This is a genomic window from Lacinutrix jangbogonensis (assembly GCF_000797445.1).
In the GTDB taxonomy this organism is placed as follows: Bacteria; Bacteroidota; Bacteroidia; order Flavobacteriales; family Flavobacteriaceae; genus Lacinutrix; species Lacinutrix jangbogonensis.
Genome location: NZ_JSWF01000029.1, coordinates 24,801 through 45,781, shown reverse-complemented (window position 1 = coordinate 45,781; position 20,981 = coordinate 24,801). Strand labels below are relative to the sequence as shown.

Sequence of the window (20,981 nt, the reverse complement as noted above, 5' to 3'; positions counted from 1 at the left end):
GTTTTTTGCATGAGTTTTTATACTCAAGCACAAGAAATAGTAGTCTTAAATAAAAACACTCAAGAACCAGTAGTTGGCGTAGCAATATATAATAAAACAAAGTCTAAAAGCGTTGTTAGTAATTTTAACGGAAAAGTAAGTTTAGATACCTTCGAGTCTTCAGAAATTATCTATTTTAAGCATTTGTCTTTTGAACTATTTTCGATTAAAAAAGTGTTTATTTCTAATAGAAAAGTGCTACTTCAACCTAAATCTCAAGGTTTAGACGAGATTGTAATTTCAGCATCTAAATTCAAAGAAAGTAAAAGAGATATTCCTAAAAAGATAGCTAATGTAAGTGCTGGAACGATTGCTTTCGAGAATCCTCAAACTAGTGCCGATCTTTTAAAATCTACAGGACAGGTTTACATTCAGAAAAGTCAATTAGGCGGTGGAAGCCCAATGATAAGAGGTTTTTCAACCAATAGATTACTTATTACAGTAGATGGTGTAAGAATGAATAATGCTATTTTTAGAGGCGGCAACATACAGAATGTAATTTCAATAGACCCATTTTCTATTCAAAATACAGAGGTGTCTTTAGGTGCAGGAAATGTAATTTATGGTAGCGATGCTATTGGAGGAGTAATGAGCTTTTTTACGAAAACGCCTAAAGTGTCTTATACAGATTCTACATATATTAAAACGAATGCTGTTGTGAGGTACGCTTCTGCCTCACAAGAGAAAACGGCACATTTTGATATTAACTACGGATTTAAAAAATGGGCATTTATTACCAACGCAAGTTATACCGATTTTAATGATTTAAGAATGGGAAGTCACGGTCCTAAAGATTACTTAAGGCCAGAGTTTGTGGTAACAAACAATAATGAAGATGTTATTGTGGAAAATAGTAATCCAAACATTCAAAAATTATCAGGATACAGTCAATTTAATATCATGCAAAAAGCACGATATGAAGCACAGGAAGATTTAAGTTTCGATTTGGGTGTGTTTTATACAGCAACTTCAAATACACCGCGATACGACAGATTAATACGTTACAGAGGAGATGATTTATGGTCTGGAGAATGGTTTTATGGACCACAAAAATGGTTTATGACGAATTTTAATGTAACCAAACTTAGTAGTAACTCTAATCTCTATGATAAAATTAAAGGAACGTTTGCTTACCAAAACTTTCAAGAAAGTAGAATAGATCGCGATTTCCAATCAGAGGTTAGAAGAACAAGAGAAGAAACTGTTGATGCCTTTTCTTTTAATCTAGACTTAGAAAAAGCATTAACCAAGAAAACAAAACTTTTTTATGGTTTAGAGTATATACACAATACAATACACTCTAATGGTTCTCAAGAAAACATAATAACAAGCTCTATCGAACCAATAGCAACTAGATATCCGGATGGCTCAACCTGGCAGTCTGCTGCAGTCTATACAAGTTTAAAATACAAACCAAATCCTAGCCTAGTTTTTCAAACAGGATTACGCTATAATAATGTGGTTTCTAAAGCGGATTTCTCTAAAAATAACGTGTTTTTAAATCTACCATTTACTGAGGCTAATAATAACTCAAGTGCATTAACAGGAACCGCTGGATTACGCTGGTCTCCAAATGATGTGTTGCAGTGGAAACTTAATTTCTCTTCAGCTTTTAGAGCACCAAATATAGACGATATAGGTAAGGTTTTTGACTCAGAGCCGGGTTCTGTAGTCGTACCAAATGATCATTTAACTCCTGAATATGCCTATGGAGGCGAATTGGGTTTAACTTTAAATTTTAGTAATGTCGTTATTTTCGATACAGCAACTTATTACACTTATTTAGATAATGCTTTAGTGCGAAGAAATGGAGATTTAAATGGAGAAAGTGAGATCTTTTACGATGGAGAATTGAGTACTGTACAGTCAATTCAAAATGCATCAAAATCTTGGATTTATGGTTTTGAAATTGGTGCTAGAATAAATTTTAGCGACACATTTAAATTAACGTCTCAATATAATGTTGTGGGCGGAACGGAAGAGACAGATGGTGTTGAAGCACCTGTAAGACATGTGTCTCCTAATTTTGGAAATACACATTTAGTTTGGCAAAATAAAGCCTTCAAAGCGGATGCTTTTATTGATTATAATAATGCATTAGCTTTTAATCAATTAGCACCATCAGAACAAGGGAAAGCTTATTTGTATGCGTTAGATAGTGATGGAAATCCATATTCACCATCTTGGTACACTTTAAATTTTAGAATGCAATACCAACTCAATAAATCTGCTAGTATTACTGCGAGTTTAGAGAATATTACTGATCAACGCTATAGACCTTATTCCTCAGGAATTTCGGCAGCTGGAAGAAATTTAATTGTTGCGCTAAAATATAGTCTATAAAATAGTGCCTAGTTAAGCAACTAATAACTTCTTAAGATTAAGAAGTTATTTTTTTACAGCCTTTTTGGTTATTACACGTCCATTAGATAATTCAATTTGAGCAATATAAATTGAACTACTTGCATTAGATAGATTATAAACTTCTGTGTTTTCGCTTCCGCGGAAATCATAAATAGTACGCCCTAAAGCATCTAAAATTTTAACCGATTTAATTGTTAGACCTTTTGAAGCAATAGAGAATTTTACATTATTATCTTGAAGCTCAATAATAGTAAAGTTTTGCGATATGGTATCGAAATTGTCAGTAGACAACGTGTTGATATTAAATATGATTTTAAAACGCTCATTGAATTCACCGGCCGCAGAAATAAATGTATAATCGCTGTTCGATAAGTCGTGAAAAGTGTTTAACAAAGCATCTTCTAGGTATATTGTGTTATTTGTTAAAAAAGAGCCTTCTAATTGCGCAATAGAAATAGTATATAATGTAGGAACCTCCAAAGTAGTATATATACCTAATGGAATCTCTTCGCTTAAAGATAAGTCTTCACTCGCTTTTCCTTGAATAGCAAACCCTTTATCATTTCCGGAAATTGTAGAATATAGACAAGCAATAAATCCCGTCTGACTTCGAGGAGCATCATAAAAAGAGCCATCATTTGTGGCAGTCGCACCATCTAAATAGCTAACTAAAATTTGACTAGTTATTCCATTGTCCGAAGTAAGCGTAAGCCAAAGTCTATTGCTCGTTGTCTTTTGAGTATTCGATGTTTTAAAGAACTGGTTATTATTATCTTCTACACGTAGACCATTATTAAAAACAACAGCATTAGAATAAATATTATTACCCTCATTTACATCACCAACAGAACTATCTGAGAACTGCACCATAAATCCTTGCCCAGAAGGTATATAGCTGCTTGGTATAACATTGTCGCCCCCAGCAACGCCGCCTGCACCATTATATTGAGCATAATCTACAGATTCATAATTTTCGTCCTGATTGCCATTTGTAGTTCCGTTAACTGCTGTATTATGAGACCATAAATAAATGGTGCCTTCTATAACACCGGTAGTGGTGAAATTTTGAGCAAGGAAATCATCAGCATTAATAGCCGAAGGATAAGGGTTTCCAATGAGGTTCCAATTGTTGTCTCCTAATTCGCTATTATTTTTATATATAGGAACATTTATTAATCCATTATGAAAAGGGCCACTAAAAGTGCTGGTATTACCAGATATTGGAGCATAGGTTATAAAACCAGCACCAGGATTCAAAATATTTTCAATAAGACCCGTTGGAGCTATCCATGTCCAGTCGTCTCCATTATCATCTTCATCGTCTATTCCAGCTCCTACAGTGGTTGTATTATCGTTCAAATTTTCGTAGGTAGCATCTAGATAATTTGCTGCATTAAACCAATAGCGTCTATTTTGAAAAACATTAGGAAATGCACTTTCAAAACTTGCTTCGTGAACTGGCGAGCACCAGTATGTGTATTCTTTTTGGCTGTTTGTTGTTGCTATTTGTTTTGTTACTGAAGAATTTCCTGATCCAATATTTGTAAAAGTTCCACTGTTATTATTTTGTAGAAAAGAACCATTAGTTAATACTGTAATAGTACCATTATTGGTAACATTATTTTCAATTTCAACAAAAGTATTATCATTTACAGTGAGACTAAACGTATCATTAACAGTAATGCTACATGCTCTAAAACTGCCAGAAGTTGCGGTATCGTAATTTGCATTTATTATAGCAAGAATAGAAAGCGAAGGCTCTCCATTGCTCCATGAGCCATCCCAAGTTGTAGTTGTAATATTAACACGAGCTGCGTCACTGGCAGTTGAGCAAGAACCATCCTCGGTCACTTCACAATAAAATTGATACCCTTTTAAATCTACACTAGCAATGGATAAAGCGTTTGCTGTTTCTCCAGTAACGGTTCCCGGTGAAAAAGAAGTGTTTAATACATTAGTCCAGCCATTAGAAACACCATCATTATATTTCCATTGGTATGTTAATATTCCAGAATCTCCAGGAGCCGCAATAATATTAAAATTTATTTCTGCATTACAATTATCGATTGGTTGTGGATGTACGCTAATAGTTGGGGCATTTGTTAATATTGAATAGGTTCCTAAATGAGTTGTATCTCCTGACGTTGCGGTTGTCCATTCTGAAGCATCAAAATTTGAATTCGGATTTGCAACACTTGTGTTTCTTCTATAAACATATCCAGTTAAACCTTCTAATGTGTCGTGAAAATCGTCTACTACAGCAGCTGTTGAAATTAGAATAAGCTCTAAACGGTCATCAGCATTGAAGCCTGAAGAGCCTCCAAAAGTAAAATCTTCAACTCCAGATCCTCCAGAATTAACCATACCAACTAATATTTGTCCATCTGCAATAGTGCTTCCTGTTCCAGATGCTGGAAATGTGTAGGAATGTGAAGATGATGTGGTCGCTAAAGTTCCAAAGCGATCTATTCTATAACCAGTTAAATCGATGGTTGCACCTGTTGCATTATACAATTCTATATAACCTCTTGAACCCGTGTTTTCGTCGTAAACCTCGGTCATCATTAATCCGCTTGGGCTACCACAGCTTCCAAAATCTTTAATTATAGTAAAAGCAGCAGAAGCAGGACAACCTAAATCGTCAATAATATCTATTGTACCAGGCGTTGCTCCATCTGGAATAGTAACTTCTATTTCTGTAGCAGAGATATTAGTAACGGTAGCAGATAATCCATTCACAGTAGCTGTTGCGGCGCTTAAATTTGTTCCTGTTACCGTTACAATTGTGTTTTTAGGTCCAGAACTTGGTAGAATGGTTATGCTACCAGCATTACAATTTCCAGTACCTTCAACCATAAAAGTAAAAGGATTTTCATCTGCATCATTACTGGCAATAGAAACTATTGCAGTTCGCGTTCCAGGAGCTAAAGGAGAAAATGTAATTTCAAAAACAGCAGGAGGATTTTGCATTGGCGTTAACGTTACAGGAGTTGGATTTATAGATAATATAAAATCTCCTGGGTTATCTCCGCCAATCGTAATTCCTGACACAGTTAGATTAGCTGTACCTGCGTTTTGGATTCTAAAAGATTTAGCTTGAGAATTACCAATATTTTGCGCTGCAAATAGCGTATTGTCTAATGGACTTGGTGTAACATCTCCATTAGTAATATCTGGAAATGTACCAATATCACCTTCAATATTAATTTCTTGTTCAGGTGTAGTGGCATTTCCTAGTAATAGAACAGTACAGGTTCCTTCATCTGCATCGTTATTATTTATGGTAAGGGTTGCATTTTTTATTCCTATTGAAGTAGGTGAAAAACGCATGGTTACTGTTTGCGTATTACCTGGAGTTACTGTAAAAGGTGCAGCTGGAGATACAATTGAAAATTCACCTAAATTAGTTCCACTTAATATTAGTGATGTAATTGTTAAATCTAAAGTCCCATCATTATCTATATCGAAAGTAATATCTGTATCAAAACCTGTGGCTTGAGAACTAAAATCTATAGTATAACCACAAGCTTGATCTGTACTATCTGCATCTACAAGTTGTAGTTCTGTAAAAGAACATGGAGAAATTAAAGAATTTGTTCCTGCAGTTCCACCATTAGTAACTTCTTGCCAGTTAGCATTTGTATTAGCGTTGTTTGCTGAAGCATCTATAACATGAAGTGTAGCGCCATTGTTATCTGCACCATCTCCATCATCATAAAAGACAGCGTCTACTAAAGTAGTTCCATCTGCAGCAAATAAACTAATTGTGTCGCTAGTATTGTTTAAATTGTTTGTGTCATTTGTAGAGGCATCAATACCAAAATCTGGAGTAAATGAGCAATCATTATTATAAGTGCCATCTCCATTACTTCCAAGAGAAACAGTAATGCAAGAACCATCAAGAATAGTTGTAGCGGCAGTAAACGTAAATAGCACACTTCCATTGTCTATAATGTATCCACTGAGGTCTTGTGTGCTTCCTGAGATATTACAAATTTCAATCCATTCATCATCTGATCCAGTTGAGTTATATGAAATTTCTGTAATAACTACATTTGCAAGAGCTATAGTATTTAATATTCCAGCATTAGATGTTGCAGAACCACAAGTATTTGTAGCAATACATCTATATTCATAACCATCCATACCTACTGATGTAGTTCCAGTTGTATAAGCTGCACTTGTATCACCAGAACCTCCGGTAACGTTATTCCATCCAGAACCAGTATTTACTTCCCATTGATAAGACGTTGCATTTGTCGCAGTAATAGTAAAAGTTGCTGTAGCTGGTACAATATCACTTTGATTGGCAGGTGTCGTTACCGTTGGAGTTGTTATTCCTGTTCCTGTTAAATTACTAGTTACATCACCACTAGAATCACTATTTATGTTTATTGAGGTAAGTTGACCATCAATTGCGGTTGGTGTGAAAATTACGTTGAAAGTTGCTGTGGATGATGCGGCAATTGTTGTTGAGGATAAACCACTTACTGCAAATTGAGAATCGCTTGAAATAACAGTTATTCCTGTTGCAGTTCCTACACCATTATTAGTTATAGTGTATTGTACAGTTGTACTTGAAGCACCAATACAAACAGAACCATGATCTGTAGGAGTGCCAGAAATAATTAAGTCTGAAGATGTACATGGCGCTGGAGCATTTCCAAAACCAGTCATTGTTAAGCCATTAGCAATTTCATCAAAACGCACACTAGGATCTGTCCAACCAGTTATATTACCATCACAAATTCCATTCTTTATTTGTAAATTGTTATTTTTTGTATCAACTCCTCCAGAACTCCAAGAACTTCCTGGATCTGAACCACAAGTGCCAAATTCATCCTGTAGCGTTCCACCTAAATAAACCTGTAAAGCGTCATCTCCATTAAAGCTAAAATTAAAAACTTTAGTTCCACTTAATCCTGTCCCATTAGTTGTAGCGAAACTGGTTAAATTACTTGTTCCTATAACCCAAACTTCATCGGCTTTAAGTGTTCCTGATGTAATGTTTGTACCCGCTATAGAATTACAGGATCCTCCATTAGAACCTTTGTAAATTTGAAGATTATTAGCTCCAGAAAAAACAATATCAGTACCTGAAACATTAAAAATTTCCATACCTTTTGGAGTTGTACCAGAACTTGTTTCTATATATTGACTAATTATTACATCAGATTGTCCATAAATGGACCCCAAACCACATACAAAAACCAGTACTAAAAGAGAATATTTTTTAATCATAGTAATATCAGCATATCTTAATTAATTCTATTTTTGATGCAGGCATCAAAAATAGAATTAGATTACATTTTTTAGAGCTCAAAAAAACTAAAGCATTATTTTGCTTAACTATAAAGTGAATACTACTGCGGCGTAATTTTTCATTATATATAGTTGCTTATGTAAGCATTTTTTACAAAAATGAGTAAATTGATTTTTAAACTTATTTTTCTTAAAAAGTTTATGCAAAAATACGATAAAGTAACCAAAAGCACCGATGAAATCCACTTATACATTAAAAGAAGCTACTGTTACATTGCGAAATTACTGTGTTTATCAAGAACGCTGCCATAAAGAAGTAAGGCAGAAACTACGAGATATGAATATGATACCTGAAGCTACAGATGTTATTATAGTTCATCTTTTAGAACATAATTTTCTTAATGAGGAACGTTTTGCTCAAGCTTTTGTTCGCGGAAAATTTAGAATCAAAAAATGGGGACGTTTCCGTTTAACTCGAGAACTTAAAAGTAGGGATATTTCTAAAACTAATATTAACACAGCGTTTAAAGAAATTTCTGAAGATGAATATATTGAAACTTTTAATGCGTTAGCCTTAAAAAAGGCTGACAGCATCTTAGAAAGTAATAAATTGAAGAAGAAAAAGAAGCTTATAGACTATCTGTTGTACAGAGGTTGGGAGTCGCATTTGGTCTATGCTAAAGTAAATGAGTTAATACAATAAATACAAAAAGCCTTTCAGTTTAAAATTCTGAAAGGCTTTTTTGTTTATATGTAACAGTTATTAATTTAAGTGTTTATTTTTTCACTGCTTTTTTACTTATTACAGCACCATTTGATAACTCAATTTGTGCTACATAAATAGAGCTACTAATATTTGCAAGATTATAAACCTCAGTGCTTTCTTTACCTTCAAAGTTATATATAGTACGACCTAAAAGATCTAATATTTTAACCGACTTAATAGTTAACTCACTAGATGCAATTGAGAATTGCACATTATCATCTTCAAGTTCTACAATAGACAATGTTTGTGACATAGTCTCAAAACTATCTGTAGATAATGTATTTGTTGTAAAGACAACTTTAAAACGCTCATTAAATTCTCCTGTTGCAGACGTAAATGAATAATCGCTATTGGATAAATCGTGTGTTGTATTTAATAAGGCGTCTTCTAAATAAATGGTATTTGCTGAGAAAAAAGTTCCTTCTAATTCTGCAATTGAAATAGTATATGTAGTAGGAACATCTATAATAGTGTATATTCCTAAAGGAACCTCTTCATTTAGAGTTAAGTCTCCACTCGCTTTTCCTTGGATAGCAAAAACTTTATCACTTCCAGGAATTGTAGAATATAGACAAGCACTATAGCCTAAGGGGCTTCTTGTAGCTTCATAATAAGTACCATCGTTTGCTGCAGTAGCTCCATCTAAATAGCTAATTAAAATTTGGCTAAAAACACCATTCTCTGTTGTAAGATTAAGCCAGAATTTGTTACTAGTTGTGTTTTGAGAATTTGATGTTTTAAAGAATTGGTTGTTATTTCCTACCGCACGCATACTATTATTAAATATAACGGCATTAGAAAATATATTACTACCTTCATTAACATCACCTGTAGAACTATCAGAGAAATGCACCATAAATCCTTGTCCAGAAGGGATGAAATTATTTGGAGATACACCATCTCCACCTGCGACCCCACCTGATCCAGCATTAATCATTGCGTAATCTGCATCGCCATAATTTGCGTCCTGATTTCCATTCGTGTTTTCGTCTACGGGTGAATTATGAGACCATAAATAAATTGTGCCATCTATAACACCCGTATTTGTAACATTTTCGGCAAAGAAATCAACAGTAGAAACAGCAGACGGATAAGGGTTTCCAATAAGGTTCCAATTGTTGTCGTTTAATTCTGCATTATCTTTAAATATAGGAACAGCTATTGTTCCATTATTAAAAGGACCCGTAAAAGTGTAAGGTACTCGCGTACCAATGGTACTACCTGTTGCAGGATAGGTTATAAAACCAAAACCTGGTTCTAAAGTGCTTGCTGTTGATAATTCTTGCCAGTCGTTATTATCGTCATCCACATCGTCCTGTCCAGATACAGTTCCATTATTATTTCCAGTTTCCGCAGTAGAATCTCTAAAATTACTTGCGTCAAACCAATAACGTCTATTTTGATGAATACTAGGAAATACATCATTAACGACTTCTCCATGGACAGGCGAACTCCAATAGGTATACTCTGCCAAACTGTTTATTATTGCGGCATGTTTAGTCACTGAAGACGTTCCAGAGCCAATATTTGCGAAAGCACCATTGTCGCTAACTTGCACGAGAGATCCAGCTGTAGCCACTGAAATTGTTCCATTGTTTACCACGGTGTCATCAACGGCTATCGTAAAATTATCAGTTACGGTAAGTGTGATTCCAGAATTAACTGTTATAGAACATGCGCTAAAAGGACCTCTGACTGAGGTGTCATAATCTGTTGCAATAATTACATTAGTAAATATATTAGGGAATGAAGGAGACCATAGGCCACCTGCAAAAGTAGAGGTGCTTGTACACTTACAATCACTAATATGAAACCCTAACATTGAAGTATTATTTGCTGCACTTGAAGTCCATTCTCCAGATGCATCATAAGTTACTGTTGGCACATCTACATCTTGATTTCTTGCTAAATCTACATTTCTTCCAAAATTATTATTAACTCCAATTTCTCCAACCACATCTATATTTACACCATCTGAGGTTTGTAGTGCCATAACATCGTTACCATTAAATCTTAAAGCACTATTATTATTGCAATAATCTGCTGTACCACATAGATCCGAACCAGTTCTAGCAATTAAAAAAGTAGAGTTTGGAGCAATACTACCTAAACTTGCAGGTAAAGTTCTTATCGCAGGACGCCTATTAACACGACCGTTTACAAATCTAGCAATTCTATAATCTGATAAATCTATAGCGCTTGCTGTTGGATTGTAAAGTTCTATATAATTTTCACGTCCAGAACCACCATTACTTTCATGGTATTCTGAGATTATTAACTCAGAACAAGTATCAGTTACAGCTGTATGCGCTGTAACTTCTCCAGTAATAGTAAGCGATTCAGTTGTTGCTCCACTTGCAAAATTTATATCGGTAGGTATCGTAAAATAATCTTCTGTTGTTGCACTATACTCCAATTGTACGTATATGGTTGTAGTACTTACAGTACCTGAGCCATCTGGCACAGCCGTAGTAACACTTCCACTGTAAGGACCATTTATACTTGTAGCAACAACAAAACCAGTAGGAGGTGTTATAGTAATTGGTGTTACACCTAAACCATAACCTTCTACAGTAAATGTTTCTGGATTTAATGGAATATTTCCTTGCTCTACAGTTAAACCTGTGATAGCGCTAGTAGGATTAACAATAATTACAGGACCTGCAGGAGGTGTACCTGTAACTACTATATCGTCAATTCGCATGCGCTCATTGTTTCTATCATTATCGATAGTTACTCTTAGTTCTATAGTAGTACCACTTAATATAGCACTTTGTGATACAACAGTAGGGTCATAATCATTACTAAGAGAGCCATTAGTATCTGCTATAGTCCATGCTCCTCCATCTATACGATATTCAGTAACAAGAGTATCTAGGTTATCAATGTCATTTCCAGCAATACCCGTTCTTTCAGAAGCGAGTAACGAAAACCCTACACTTGTAAATCCAGTGATATTAACTATTGGAGATAACCAAACAGCAGGACCATCTACATCTCTAGCTTCTAAATATCTATTTGCCGCATTTCCACGTACCCTAAACCAATCATTAGTTGCATCTAAACCTGTCGCAGGTCCGGTTCCAGTGGGTTGAACTGTTACATTCCAGTTAACTCCAGAGACATCAATTACAGTTCCAGGTCCTGTAAAGAATCGAGCACCTTTATTCGCTTGTCCAGTAAAATCTTCAGTATAAATTTGTCCATATCCAGAATAACTTAAGGAAATAAACAAAATGATTAGTACTAATTTTATGTGTTTCATAATACGTAGGGTATTTGGGGTTTCTTAATATTTTAGCTTTAAAAAAGCTGTAGCATTATATCTCAATGAATGGCGTTTTGCTAGAACTTTTATCCAAGGTAAATTGATCGTTAACACCTCACATTTATACTAAAGAAGTGTACCTGCAAAATTAATGTAAATATGGCAATTAGTCAAATGTATAAAGATTAATACGTCGCTGTTTTTAACGGTTTGACCGAAAAAAGAGAATATTATAATACTTGAATCTCATATTTCAAAAATAAAAGAAGCTAATAGGTTCTTTAGATGGCCGTTGAGAAAGTGTGAAATGTGATAAATTAATTAGTAAAATAAAAAAAAGCTTTCAGTTTTAAATTCTGAAAGGCTTTTTTAATAGGAATTTTATAACTGTTAATTTAAATTAAAAACAGCTCCGGCACTAGCCGTAAACTGGTTGTGAATACGTTCTGCTGCATTTAGGTTTTTAGTACTATACTTTGCAAATGGAACGCCTACTTCGCCATACACACCAAAACCAGGAGTAAAGAAATAGCGCGCGCCCAAGTGACCACCAAAATTCTTTAAACTTAAACTTAAACCTGGATAGACATCAAAATTATCGCTAATGTTTAAAACGTTACCTAAGTTAGCATTAAAACGCCCTTTTAAATCGAAACGATCTTTAAAATCTGCATTAATACCGTTAGCTACATTTAAGGCATAAGAAGAACTAAACCCAACCGAAATATTTTCTCCTAAGCCATAATCTAATCCTAAAGTAATGCTATTAGCGTTGTCTTGCAGACTACCACCAATATAAAATTTCTGATCGCCTTTTCCAGAAAATGTTTGCGCTTGAATTAAGAAAGTAGAAAGTAATAAGGTAATACGTAATAGTTTTTTCATAATATTATTTTTAGTTTTTATTTGTTTTAATTATGGCCTGTTCGTTTTTCCAATCTATCCATTTTTGACCTTTTATCCTTCGCATGATATTGTCGTATTGCCTCATTATTAAGAAGTTATATAGCGCTTTCACTACGTTTATTGGATTTTTAGTAATGGCACGAAGACTCATTGAAAAACCTGGTGTTAGGTATTTCATATAGTGCCAATAGCCTTCAGGCATATATAAAACTTCGCCATGGTTAAGTTCACATTCCCAACCTTTTGCTTTTAGTAAAGCTGGCCATTTTTTAAAGTCAGGATTGGAAAAATCAATATCTTCACGAACGATTAATGAATGTGGGATTTTGTATAGAAAATCGTTTTGTTTTTGATCAAATAGAATGCATTGCTTTTGCCCTTGAAAGTGAAAGTGAAAGATGTTTGAGAAATCAATATCATAATGCATAAATGTATGCGAATTGGTGCCTCCAAAAAACAACATTGGCATTGTTTTTAGTAGTTTTAAACCAAAATTTGGAAGCGAATAATCCTTTTGTAATGCTGGTACTTTTTTGAAAATATTCCAGAGAAATACGCGATATTTTGTGGGCTCACTTTGCAGTAAATCCACATATTCCGAAAGTTTCATTTTGGCATGCGGTTCGTTAAAACCATCTGTATAGTCTACAGGTCTGTCGTCGTATAAAGGCACTTCTATATCTCCTGAGATGCCTTTTATATAGTCCAAACTCCATTTGCTGTAAGCTGGCCAATCTTCGATAAAATGCTCTATCACCACAGGTTTTTGTGGCTTATAGTAGTTTTTTATAAAATCCTCTTTTGTAATCGTTTTTACACGAGGAATATGTTGAAGGTTTAGTTTCAAGGAATATAAAATAATTAATCCTTCAAAGTTAATAAAATGAAACGAATCTTTATTTAAAATTATACTTTAAACCAAAAAGCAAATTTCCTTTGGGCATAGGTACTAGATTAGTTTCGGTGTATTCTGTATTAAAAATATTATTTGCAAGTACTGAAATTTCCAAATTATTTAACTGAAAGCGGACATTTGCATCAACAACAGCATAATTTTCGCCAGATGTTCTTTCGGCATATTTGTATATTATATTTTGAGAGATGTTTTTAAAGAATTGTGTTTGTAAACTTCCAATAGCATGGTGTTTTAAAGAGTTGATGGAATATCTAGAAAAGTTATTTTGTACAGCTTTTAAATCATCTTCTAGAAAGGTATAACCTGTTTTAATAGATTGATTATAACCAGCAAGTTTAAAACCATACGATGCATTAATCTCAATTCCTTTTGTGTTTAAATCTCTAATGTTAGTGGCTTGCCATAAATCTGTTTCATTTTCTTTTACGTAGTCTATTAATTTTTTAGAATCTCTATTAAAAGCTGCAAAAGAAGCATTAAAACTTCCGTTTCTATATTTTAATCCTAACTCTTGCGCAAGGGCTTCCTCTGGGTCCAAATTTTCATCTCCTAAGGTTGTAGGATCGCTATAAAACAAATCGGTATAGGTTGGTATTCTATACGTATAACCAATATTTCCGTAGACTTTCACAGCGTCGTTTATTTTGTATCCTACATCTAAACCTGGAAACCCATGAAATTTAAAATCCGAGAAATAATTAACAGCAACGCCCGGTGTAACATCTAATTTGTTATCTAATAGTTTAAAACGATGCTCTAAAAATAGTGTCGTCATAAATCTATTTCTGTTTCCTAAATTATTACTAGCGAGATATACTTTTGCAAGATCGACACCAAAACCGGTTACTCCAATATTCGATTTGTAAGACGCGTCTATAGCTGCTCCAACTTTATTGGTTTGGTGTAAATTTCTGTAAATAGATGGGTTGTCTCGCACAAAAACATACATATCTTGATTTCGTTTCCAGTAAAGTCTTGGTTTTAGAGTTAGTTTACCTTTCTCTATTTTGGTGGTCACTCCAATTAAACTAGCTTGAGTTTCTTCGTATTGATTAATAGCTGATGGACTGGCATAAAAACCATTGGCACCAAATTTTCTTTCTTGGAACGAAGCAATTAAATTTATAGGTGCTTTGTTTGTATTGAATGAACTCTTGATGAAATAATTTTGATTATCATAATCGGTATTATGTCTATAACCTTCTGAAGTATTTCTAGAGACTTGAATAATATGAGAAGATTTTTCGAATTGACTACCAACCATAACCGATCCATTAATTTGACCAAAAGATCCAGCTTGCGCGGTTAGCGACACTAAGTTTCCAATATTTTTTTTGGTAACAATATTTATTGCTCCTGTAAATGCATTTTGTCCAAATACTCTAGCTGCAGGACCTTTAATAATTTCTATACGCTCAATAACTTCAATAGGTAAAGCCATATTCATGGTATGATGTCCTGTTTGTGCGTCTTCTACTTTTATACCATCGATAAGTAACAACGTTTGGTCGAAACCACCACCTCGAATGTATAAATCTGCTTGCATACCAGATGTGCCACGACGTCTTACATCTACTCCAGCAACTTGTTGTAATAAATCGGCAACGTTTGTTGTTCCACTTTTTTCAATGTCTTCTTGGGTAATTACAGTTATGGTTCTAGAGTTTTCTGAGAATGGTAAATCTATTCTTGTAGACGTAATTATTACTGGGTCTAATTGTTGTTGCTGTAATTCTTGAGCTTGTGCAGTTATAGAAAATATAACAAGTAAAATTGGTATTAGGTTTAATTTCATAATAAAATGTATAGTTGTTTTTTAACGTAGCAAAATTCGTAACTTTCCGGATCATTAAAGTAGTCCAGTTTTAAAACAATGAATAGTCCGGTTGATGACATATTAAAATCCTTAATACACTTTGAAAAGTCTCCAAACACTTCAATTTATATTCAAATAGCGCAGCAAATTATCAATGCTATACAACGTGGCTATTTTCCTGAAGGCACAGCATTACCTGGCACTAGAAAATTTGGTGCGTTACTTTCTATAAACAGAAATACGGCAGTTGCTGTATATGATGAGCTTGCATCACAAGGTTGGGTGGATATTGTAGCCAACAAAGGTACGTTTGTATTAATGCCAGAAAAGAAAACGGCGGCTATAAAAGGAGCGTTACAAGGTTTAGAAAAATTAAAAACGTATCCAGAAACAGCAGGATTTCCATTTCAACCGTCTTTTAATTTGGCCTCCACTGAAGAGTTTTCGGTACGTAAGTATGTTATTAATGATGGACAACCCGATTTAAGATTGCATCCTACACATCAGTTTTCGCGATGGTATAGTGCTTCAATGAAACGCGCATCACTGATTTCAAAATGGAATCAAACACAAGAACAATCGTATACGACTTTTAGCAAGCAGTTATGCAATTATTTAAATGCTACTCGAGGTTTTCATATAAAACCGCATAATATTTTTAGTACGCGAAGTACAGAGATGAGTTTATACATCGTGTCGCAGCTTATAATCCAAAAAAATGATGTGGTTCTTGTGGGTGATTTAAGTCATTACAAATCTAATATGATTTTCCAGCAAGCAGGAGCTAACATAAAAACCATTCCTGTAGATGCACATGGTATTGATGTTGATTTTATTGAAAAAAATTTTACAAAACATAGTATTCGTTGTGTATATGTATGCGCACATAGACAATATCCTACAGCAGTAAAACTTAAAGCTGAGAGAAGATTAAAATTATTACAATTAGCAAAAGCATATACCTTTGCAATCATAGAAGATGATTTTGATTATGACTTTCAGTTTGATGGTTCTGCTATGGTACCTATGGCAAGTGCAGATGGTCAAGGTTTTGTTATTTATTTAGGAAGATTAGGACAGTCTTTTTTTCCTAGTTTTCAAATTGGATTTGTAGTTGCACCAGAAAATATTATTAATGAAGCCAAGAATTACCTGCAAATATTAGATAAGCAAGGCGATTTAATTCAGAAACAAATACTTTCAGAGCTTATTTCTGAAGGAGAAATACATCGCTTAATAAAAAAGAATATTACTGTGTATAAGCAAAGACGCGATTATTTATGCGTTTGTTTAAATACACATTTTAAAGAGCATGCAACGTGGCAAGTACCAGTAGGAGGCTTAGCTGTTTGGTTATGTTTTGAACCTAGAATATCACTTATTAAATTGGCTAAAAAAGCGAAAAGCAACAATCTGTTTTTGCCCAAAACGATATTGTATCAAAATAAAGATATTTGCGCTCTGAGGTTCGGTTTTGGACACTTAAATGAGGAGGAAATAGAAATTGTTATTAAAATTTTAAAGCAATCTTTTGAAGCCGTTGTGCAAAAAAAATATCCGCTATTAATAGCGGATTTTTTTAATTAATTATTAACTATGCTTTGGGCTTTTTGTCTTCTATAACTTCTGCTTCAGCATCACTTTTTACATTTTTACCTTTTAAATATTCAGGTAATTCCATTCCGGCCATATTAAACATTTCTTGTAAAGGAGGAACCGATTTATACATGCCTGATAAGAAATTTGCAGTAGAAGTTTTTCCATCTTTTCCACCACCATTTTCCCAAACGGTAATTTTATCAATTTTAATATTTTTAATAGCTTCAGATTGCATTTTCACTAATTCTGGTAATTTATCTGCAATTAATAATAAGACTGCATCTTTAGAGTTATTACCAGCAGCTTTAACTATTTGCTCCATACCAGCAGCCTGTTTCGTTAATATTTCAAACTGTCCTTGCGCTTCGGCTTGTGCTTTAAATAGAATCGCATCTGCTTCACCTTTAGCTCTTCTTCGAATTTGTTCTGCTTCAGCTTCAGCATCAATTTCGACTTTCTTTTTATCAATTTCTGCAGGTACAATAATATCTGCCATTTGAGAGGAACGCACACGTTCTGCTCTTGCTGTTTCAGCTAATTGCTCTGCAGCATAAGATTCTTCCAAAGCTTTTGCTGTTTGCACTTTTTCTGAAGCATTAGCTACACGTTCTGCTTCAGCTTCACGCTGACGACGTAAAGAATCGGAATTTGCAACTGCAATTTTTGCTGTGTTTTCACCTTCAACTGCTTGCGCATTTGCCGCAGCAACTTGGGTTCTTTCATCTTGAACAGCATTAGCTTCACCAATAGATCCATCTCTGGTTTTTTCGGCTACAGATTTACGAGCAGCGTTTATTGCATGTGCAGCAGCTTCTTTACCTAGAGCTTCAATATATCCAGACTCATCAACAATATCTGTTATGTTTACGTTGATTAATTTAAGACCAACTTTTTTTAATTCAGTTTCAACACTTTGCGAAATATTAGTTAAAAATTTATCGCGATCATTGTTAATTTCTTCAATATCCATTGAAGCTACCACTAAACGTAATTGACCAAAAATAATTTCTTGAGCTAATTCTTGAATACTATCTTGATTTAGACCCAAAAGCCTTTCAGCAGCATTTTGCATAATACCAGGTTCTGTAGAGATACCAATTGTAAAACGTGAAGGCACGTTAACACGAATGTTTTGTTTAGATAAGGCATTAACCAGGTTAACTTCAATAGAAATTGGTGTTAAATCTAAAAATTGATAATCTTGAATTACGGGTATAATAAAGGCTGCTCCACCATGGATACATTTGGCAGATTGACCGCCTCCAACTTTACCATAAACCACTAGTATTCTGTCTGAAGGACAACGTTTGTAGCGTTTAATTAAAATAATAAAAAAGACAAAGACAAAAAGTATCGCAAAAATAATGGCGATAGGAAAGCCTAAATCAAAATTAGTTTGTTGCATTAAGAGGTATTTCATAAGTTTTTTGTTTAATTGGTTCTATAGGTTTTACTGTTTCGTTTACTATTAAAATACCATTGCTAGTGACATCTATAACTTCTATGATTGTTCCAGATTTTAGTTCTGTTAACGCGTCTGATAGCGCATCTAATTCACGCAAAGTACCTTGTACTCTCACACTTACTTTTCCCATTCTCGAGCGGTTGGCTCCAATAGTTAAATAGACTTCGCCAATAGCGTTAAGTGCATTTTTGTAATCTAAAGTACCACTATCTGTTAGTTTTTTCATGGAATAGAACATGGCCGCCATTATTGCCATCATTAACAAGCCACAACCTAAAGCTGTAATCACGGTTACTGGTTTTGGAAATTCTGCGTTAATACCAGCAATACCAATCCATCCAAAAATGGTAAAAAAACCAACAAGATTCTTGAACGTAATAAATTGAAATTCTATACCAACATCTAAGTCATCAAAATCGTCTCCACCATCAATACCTATAAAGGTTGTTATAATCACAAATACAAATATTAATGAACCAACAAGTGCTATAATCCAAAAGAATTGGGCAAACGAGTCTAAGGCAGTAAACCATTCCATAGTTAGTAGAGATTAGAAATTAGAAATTAAGTTAAAATATAAGACCTTTTAAAGTGTTGTTATTTAAAAAAATAAATATACTACATTTTGAAAGTAAACTTGGTTATTAAGAAAGTAAAATATCACAAGTGTTTTTACTAAGATCTAAAGTCTTGCGTATAATATTTAGTGGTCTCTTTTGGGTTAGCAGTTGTAAAGCTGCTATTTTTTATTAGAGATACTTGAAGGGTTAAATATTTATCATGCTTTCTATATATATATATATATATATATATGTAGTTGAAGTAGCTGTTTTGTTACAAAATATTTTTTAAAATATTAGTTTCTACAATTTCCATAGTTATTAGTTTTTGTAATGCGTGTCATTAGATCACGTTTTAAATAGTCTTACTATTTTAAATTTTTTGTGTAACAAATTTTTAAAAATGAATACTTATATTGAGCATTATAATTAATAATCTCGAAAATTTGAGATCATTTTTCAAGACAAATAAATATGGAAGAAGTAAAACAAAAAAGTTGGTTTAGCAGAAATTGGGGATGGTTACTTGGTGGTGGTTGTTTATCGATAATCGTTGTTGTAATATTATTAATTGTTGGTGCTTTTTATAAAATAACGAATTCTATAAAAGATTCTGAGCCTTATAGTCATGCGTTTTCTAAAGCCATTGAAAACGAAAAAGTTATTTATTTTCTAGGTGAACCTATTGAAACTAATGGTATTGGAACTTCAAATTTTAAATTCAATAATGGGCAAGGTGAAGCACGGCTAATAATTCCAATTAAAGGCCCAAAAGGAGAAGGGAGTATTACGGTTGATGCTGAAAATTCTACTGATTACTGGATTTATAATGAACTATCGGTTGTAATTGCTGGCGAAGAAGGGAAAATAAATTTAGATGAACTAGAAATTGAATAACTTTTAAACAGTTTCTAAAGTTATTTAATCTCAAATTCTGTTTTACACGTTTCGCATTTGTACTTGTGTTTTGCACTTATTGGTAACGTGCCAAATAGCACGCCAAAAATAAAGCCGAAGAAAGATTTAAAATCTTTTATAGTAGAAAATAATCCTATTTTTTTGCTATCACAATTGGGGCAATGTATGTTATTACCTTCGTCGTCAATAGAATATTTATGGATAGATTGTAGTATATGCTGTGCTTCCATAGCATCTTTTGCTAGTACTTTTAATTTTACGCCGCCAATAGCGTTACTTACTAGTGGATCTGTATCTATTGTAAAATTATCGCTTAAAAACACCTGAATACCATCGGCTTCCAAACGGCCTTTAATTATTTGGGCTTCTGTAGAATATTGAAATCTTGCTATGGTTTTAAAAGTGTCGCTCATAATTTTCCATGGAAATAGGAATCTTTTTAGATTCTTTTAAAGTTAAGCTTTTTTTGTTTCAGATGCTCCTCGTTTTAATGCTTCTTTGTCAATCCATTTGAAATCATTTGGAATGGTAGCGTCTAATAAGTTGATGTTTAATTGCTCAGATAAATCATAACCAATAGACATAGCGTCTTCAAAACTGTTTTGAGAGTACAATTCAAAATGCTTGTTTTTATCGTACCATAAATTGACTTCAAAAGTATAATCTCCACTAGTTAATGGTTGATGAAAAACAGATACATATTCGTAGTTATGTATTGTTTTCCATTTCCCAAACTTTAATGAACCAACTTCTAATGTTGGTTTAAATTTAGAGTTCTCTATATCAACATAAATTTTTTTTCTAGAACATAAAGCAATTCCTGCTGCAATAAAAAATGGAATTATTTGCATGTCGGCAGACATATATCTAAAATAGTTATTACTCCAATTAAAATAATATAAGTCTTTTATAACCATATATATTACAGCTGTAAATAGTAATGCAGCAATAGGAAGTTGCCAAAAAGGCCTTGGAGTTTCAGAAACTATAATGTGTTTTTTATCCATCTTTCAAATATAAAAAAAGCTTTTTAAAGAGTTGTAGAGCTTTTTTAAACCTGATAAGTCTGAAGATAATATTTTATCTTTTTTTATTAATTTAT

The 20,981-nt window shown here is 33.6% G+C and carries 13 protein-coding genes; 4 read left to right on the top strand and 9 right to left on the bottom strand.

Going from position 1 to position 20,981, the window contains the following annotated elements; translation table 11 throughout:
* Positions 1-9: 9 nt before the first annotated feature.
* Complete coding sequence (locus tag RH82_RS10660; RefSeq protein ID WP_241148045.1) at positions 10-2,382, top strand: TonB-dependent receptor; 2,373 nt, start codon at positions 10-12, stop codon at positions 2,380-2,382.
* Positions 2,383-2,427: 45 nt separating this feature from the next.
* On the opposite strand, the gene RH82_RS10655 is transcribed toward RH82_RS10660, so the two are convergent.
* Complete coding sequence (locus tag RH82_RS10655) at positions 2,428-7,644, bottom strand: choice-of-anchor D domain-containing protein (protein WP_081979237.1); 5,217 nt, start codon at positions 7,642-7,644, stop codon at positions 2,428-2,430.
* A gap of 256 nt (positions 7,645-7,900) precedes the next feature.
* Here RH82_RS10655 and RH82_RS10650 point away from each other — a divergent pair, with 256 nt between their 5' ends.
* The gene (locus tag RH82_RS10650) at positions 7,901-8,368 is read left to right on the top strand and encodes a regulatory protein RecX (protein WP_034060637.1); all 468 of its coding nucleotides are present in this window, start codon (positions 7,901-7,903) and stop codon (positions 8,366-8,368) included.
* A gap of 73 nt (positions 8,369-8,441) precedes the next feature.
* On the opposite strand, the gene RH82_RS10645 is transcribed toward RH82_RS10650, so the two are convergent.
* From RH82_RS10645 to RH82_RS10630, 4 genes are all read right to left on the bottom strand, one after another.
* Positions 8,442-11,696 (bottom strand): lamin tail domain-containing protein, encoded by a 3,255-nt coding sequence (locus tag RH82_RS10645; RefSeq protein ID WP_081979236.1) that lies wholly within the window; start codon positions 11,694-11,696, stop codon positions 8,442-8,444.
* Positions 11,697-12,089: 393 nt separating this feature from the next.
* Positions 12,090-12,584 (bottom strand): DUF6646 family protein, encoded by a 495-nt coding sequence (locus tag RH82_RS10640; protein WP_034060634.1) that lies wholly within the window; start codon positions 12,582-12,584, stop codon positions 12,090-12,092.
* A gap of 10 nt (positions 12,585-12,594) precedes the next feature.
* Entirely contained in the window at positions 12,595-13,452 is an 858-nt protein-coding gene (locus RH82_RS10635; protein WP_034060632.1) for a cupin-like domain-containing protein, read from the bottom strand.
* 49 nt (positions 13,453-13,501) lie between these two features.
* The gene (locus tag RH82_RS10630) at positions 13,502-15,316 is read right to left on the bottom strand and encodes a TonB-dependent receptor (RefSeq protein ID WP_156112455.1); all 1,815 of its coding nucleotides are present in this window, start codon (positions 15,314-15,316) and stop codon (positions 13,502-13,504) included.
* Between the two features lie 78 nt (positions 15,317-15,394).
* Here RH82_RS10630 and RH82_RS10625 point away from each other — a divergent pair, with 78 nt between their 5' ends.
* On the top strand, positions 15,395-16,924 hold the full coding sequence (locus RH82_RS10625) for an aminotransferase-like domain-containing protein (RefSeq protein WP_052158303.1): 1,530 nt from the start codon (positions 15,395-15,397) through the stop codon (positions 16,922-16,924).
* Between the two features lie 7 nt (positions 16,925-16,931).
* Here RH82_RS10625 and RH82_RS10620 read toward each other — a convergent pair whose 3' ends face one another.
* Both RH82_RS10620 and RH82_RS10615 read right to left on the bottom strand, forming a co-directional pair.
* A complete protein-coding gene (locus RH82_RS10620) occupies positions 16,932-18,356 on the bottom strand; it encodes a flotillin family protein (RefSeq protein ID WP_081979235.1) in 1,425 nt (474 codons plus the stop codon).
* Positions 18,328-18,939 carry a hypothetical protein gene (locus tag RH82_RS10615; RefSeq protein ID WP_034060629.1) on the bottom strand — a complete coding sequence of 204 codons (612 nt, stop codon included), beginning with the start codon at positions 18,937-18,939 and terminating at the stop codon, positions 18,328-18,330. Before RH82_RS10615 ends, RH82_RS10620 begins: the two co-directional genes overlap by 29 nt.
* 496 nt (positions 18,940-19,435) lie before the next feature.
* On the opposite strand from RH82_RS10615, the gene RH82_RS10610 reads away from it, so the two are divergent.
* The gene (locus RH82_RS10610) at positions 19,436-19,858 is read left to right on the top strand and encodes a cytochrome c oxidase assembly factor Coa1 family protein (protein WP_034060627.1); all 423 of its coding nucleotides are present in this window, start codon (positions 19,436-19,438) and stop codon (positions 19,856-19,858) included.
* 20 nt (positions 19,859-19,878) lie between these two features.
* On the opposite strand, the gene RH82_RS10605 is transcribed toward RH82_RS10610, so the two are convergent.
* Together RH82_RS10605 and RH82_RS10600 are read right to left on the bottom strand one after the other, a co-directional pair.
* Positions 19,879-20,292 (bottom strand): putative signal transducing protein, encoded by a 414-nt coding sequence (locus tag RH82_RS10605; RefSeq protein WP_034060625.1) that lies wholly within the window; start codon positions 20,290-20,292, stop codon positions 19,879-19,881.
* A 42-nt stretch (positions 20,293-20,334) separates the two neighbouring features.
* Positions 20,335-20,886, bottom strand: coding sequence for a hypothetical protein (locus RH82_RS10600; protein WP_034060624.1), 552 nt, complete (start codon positions 20,884-20,886; stop codon positions 20,335-20,337).
* Between the last annotated feature and the right edge of the window lie 95 nt (positions 20,887-20,981).

Bases quoted from the DNA above. Each gene is read 5' to 3' on its own strand.
- RH82_RS10645 (WP_081979236.1), bottom strand. From the start codon at position 11,696: ATGAAACACATAAAATTAGTACTAATCATTTTGTTTATTTCCTTAAGT.
- RH82_RS10620 (WP_081979235.1), bottom strand. From the start codon at position 18,356: ATGAAATACCTCTTAATGCAACAAACTAATTTTGATTTAGGCTTTCCT.
- RH82_RS10600 (WP_034060624.1), bottom strand. From the start codon at position 20,886: ATGGATAAAAAACACATTATAGTTTCTGAAACTCCAAGGCCTTTTTGG.
- RH82_RS10605 (WP_034060625.1), bottom strand. From the start codon at position 20,292: ATGAGCGACACTTTTAAAACCATAGCAAGATTTCAATATTCTACAGAA.
- RH82_RS10625 (WP_052158303.1), top strand. From the start codon at position 15,395: ATGAATAGTCCGGTTGATGACATATTAAAATCCTTAATACACTTTGAA.
- RH82_RS10615 (WP_034060629.1), bottom strand. From the start codon at position 18,939: ATGGAATGGTTTACTGCCTTAGACTCGTTTGCCCAATTCTTTTGGATT.
- RH82_RS10610 (WP_034060627.1), top strand. From the start codon at position 19,436: ATGGAAGAAGTAAAACAAAAAAGTTGGTTTAGCAGAAATTGGGGATGG.
- RH82_RS10660 (WP_241148045.1), top strand. From the start codon at position 10: ATGAGTTTTTATACTCAAGCACAAGAAATAGTAGTCTTAAATAAAAAC.
- RH82_RS10640 (WP_034060634.1), bottom strand. From the start codon at position 12,584: ATGAAAAAACTATTACGTATTACCTTATTACTTTCTACTTTCTTAATT.
- RH82_RS10650 (WP_034060637.1), top strand. From the start codon at position 7,901: ATGAAATCCACTTATACATTAAAAGAAGCTACTGTTACATTGCGAAAT.
- RH82_RS10655 (WP_081979237.1), bottom strand. From the start codon at position 7,644: ATGATTAAAAAATATTCTCTTTTAGTACTGGTTTTTGTATGTGGTTTG.
- RH82_RS10630 (WP_156112455.1), bottom strand. From the start codon at position 15,316: ATGAAATTAAACCTAATACCAATTTTACTTGTTATATTTTCTATAACT.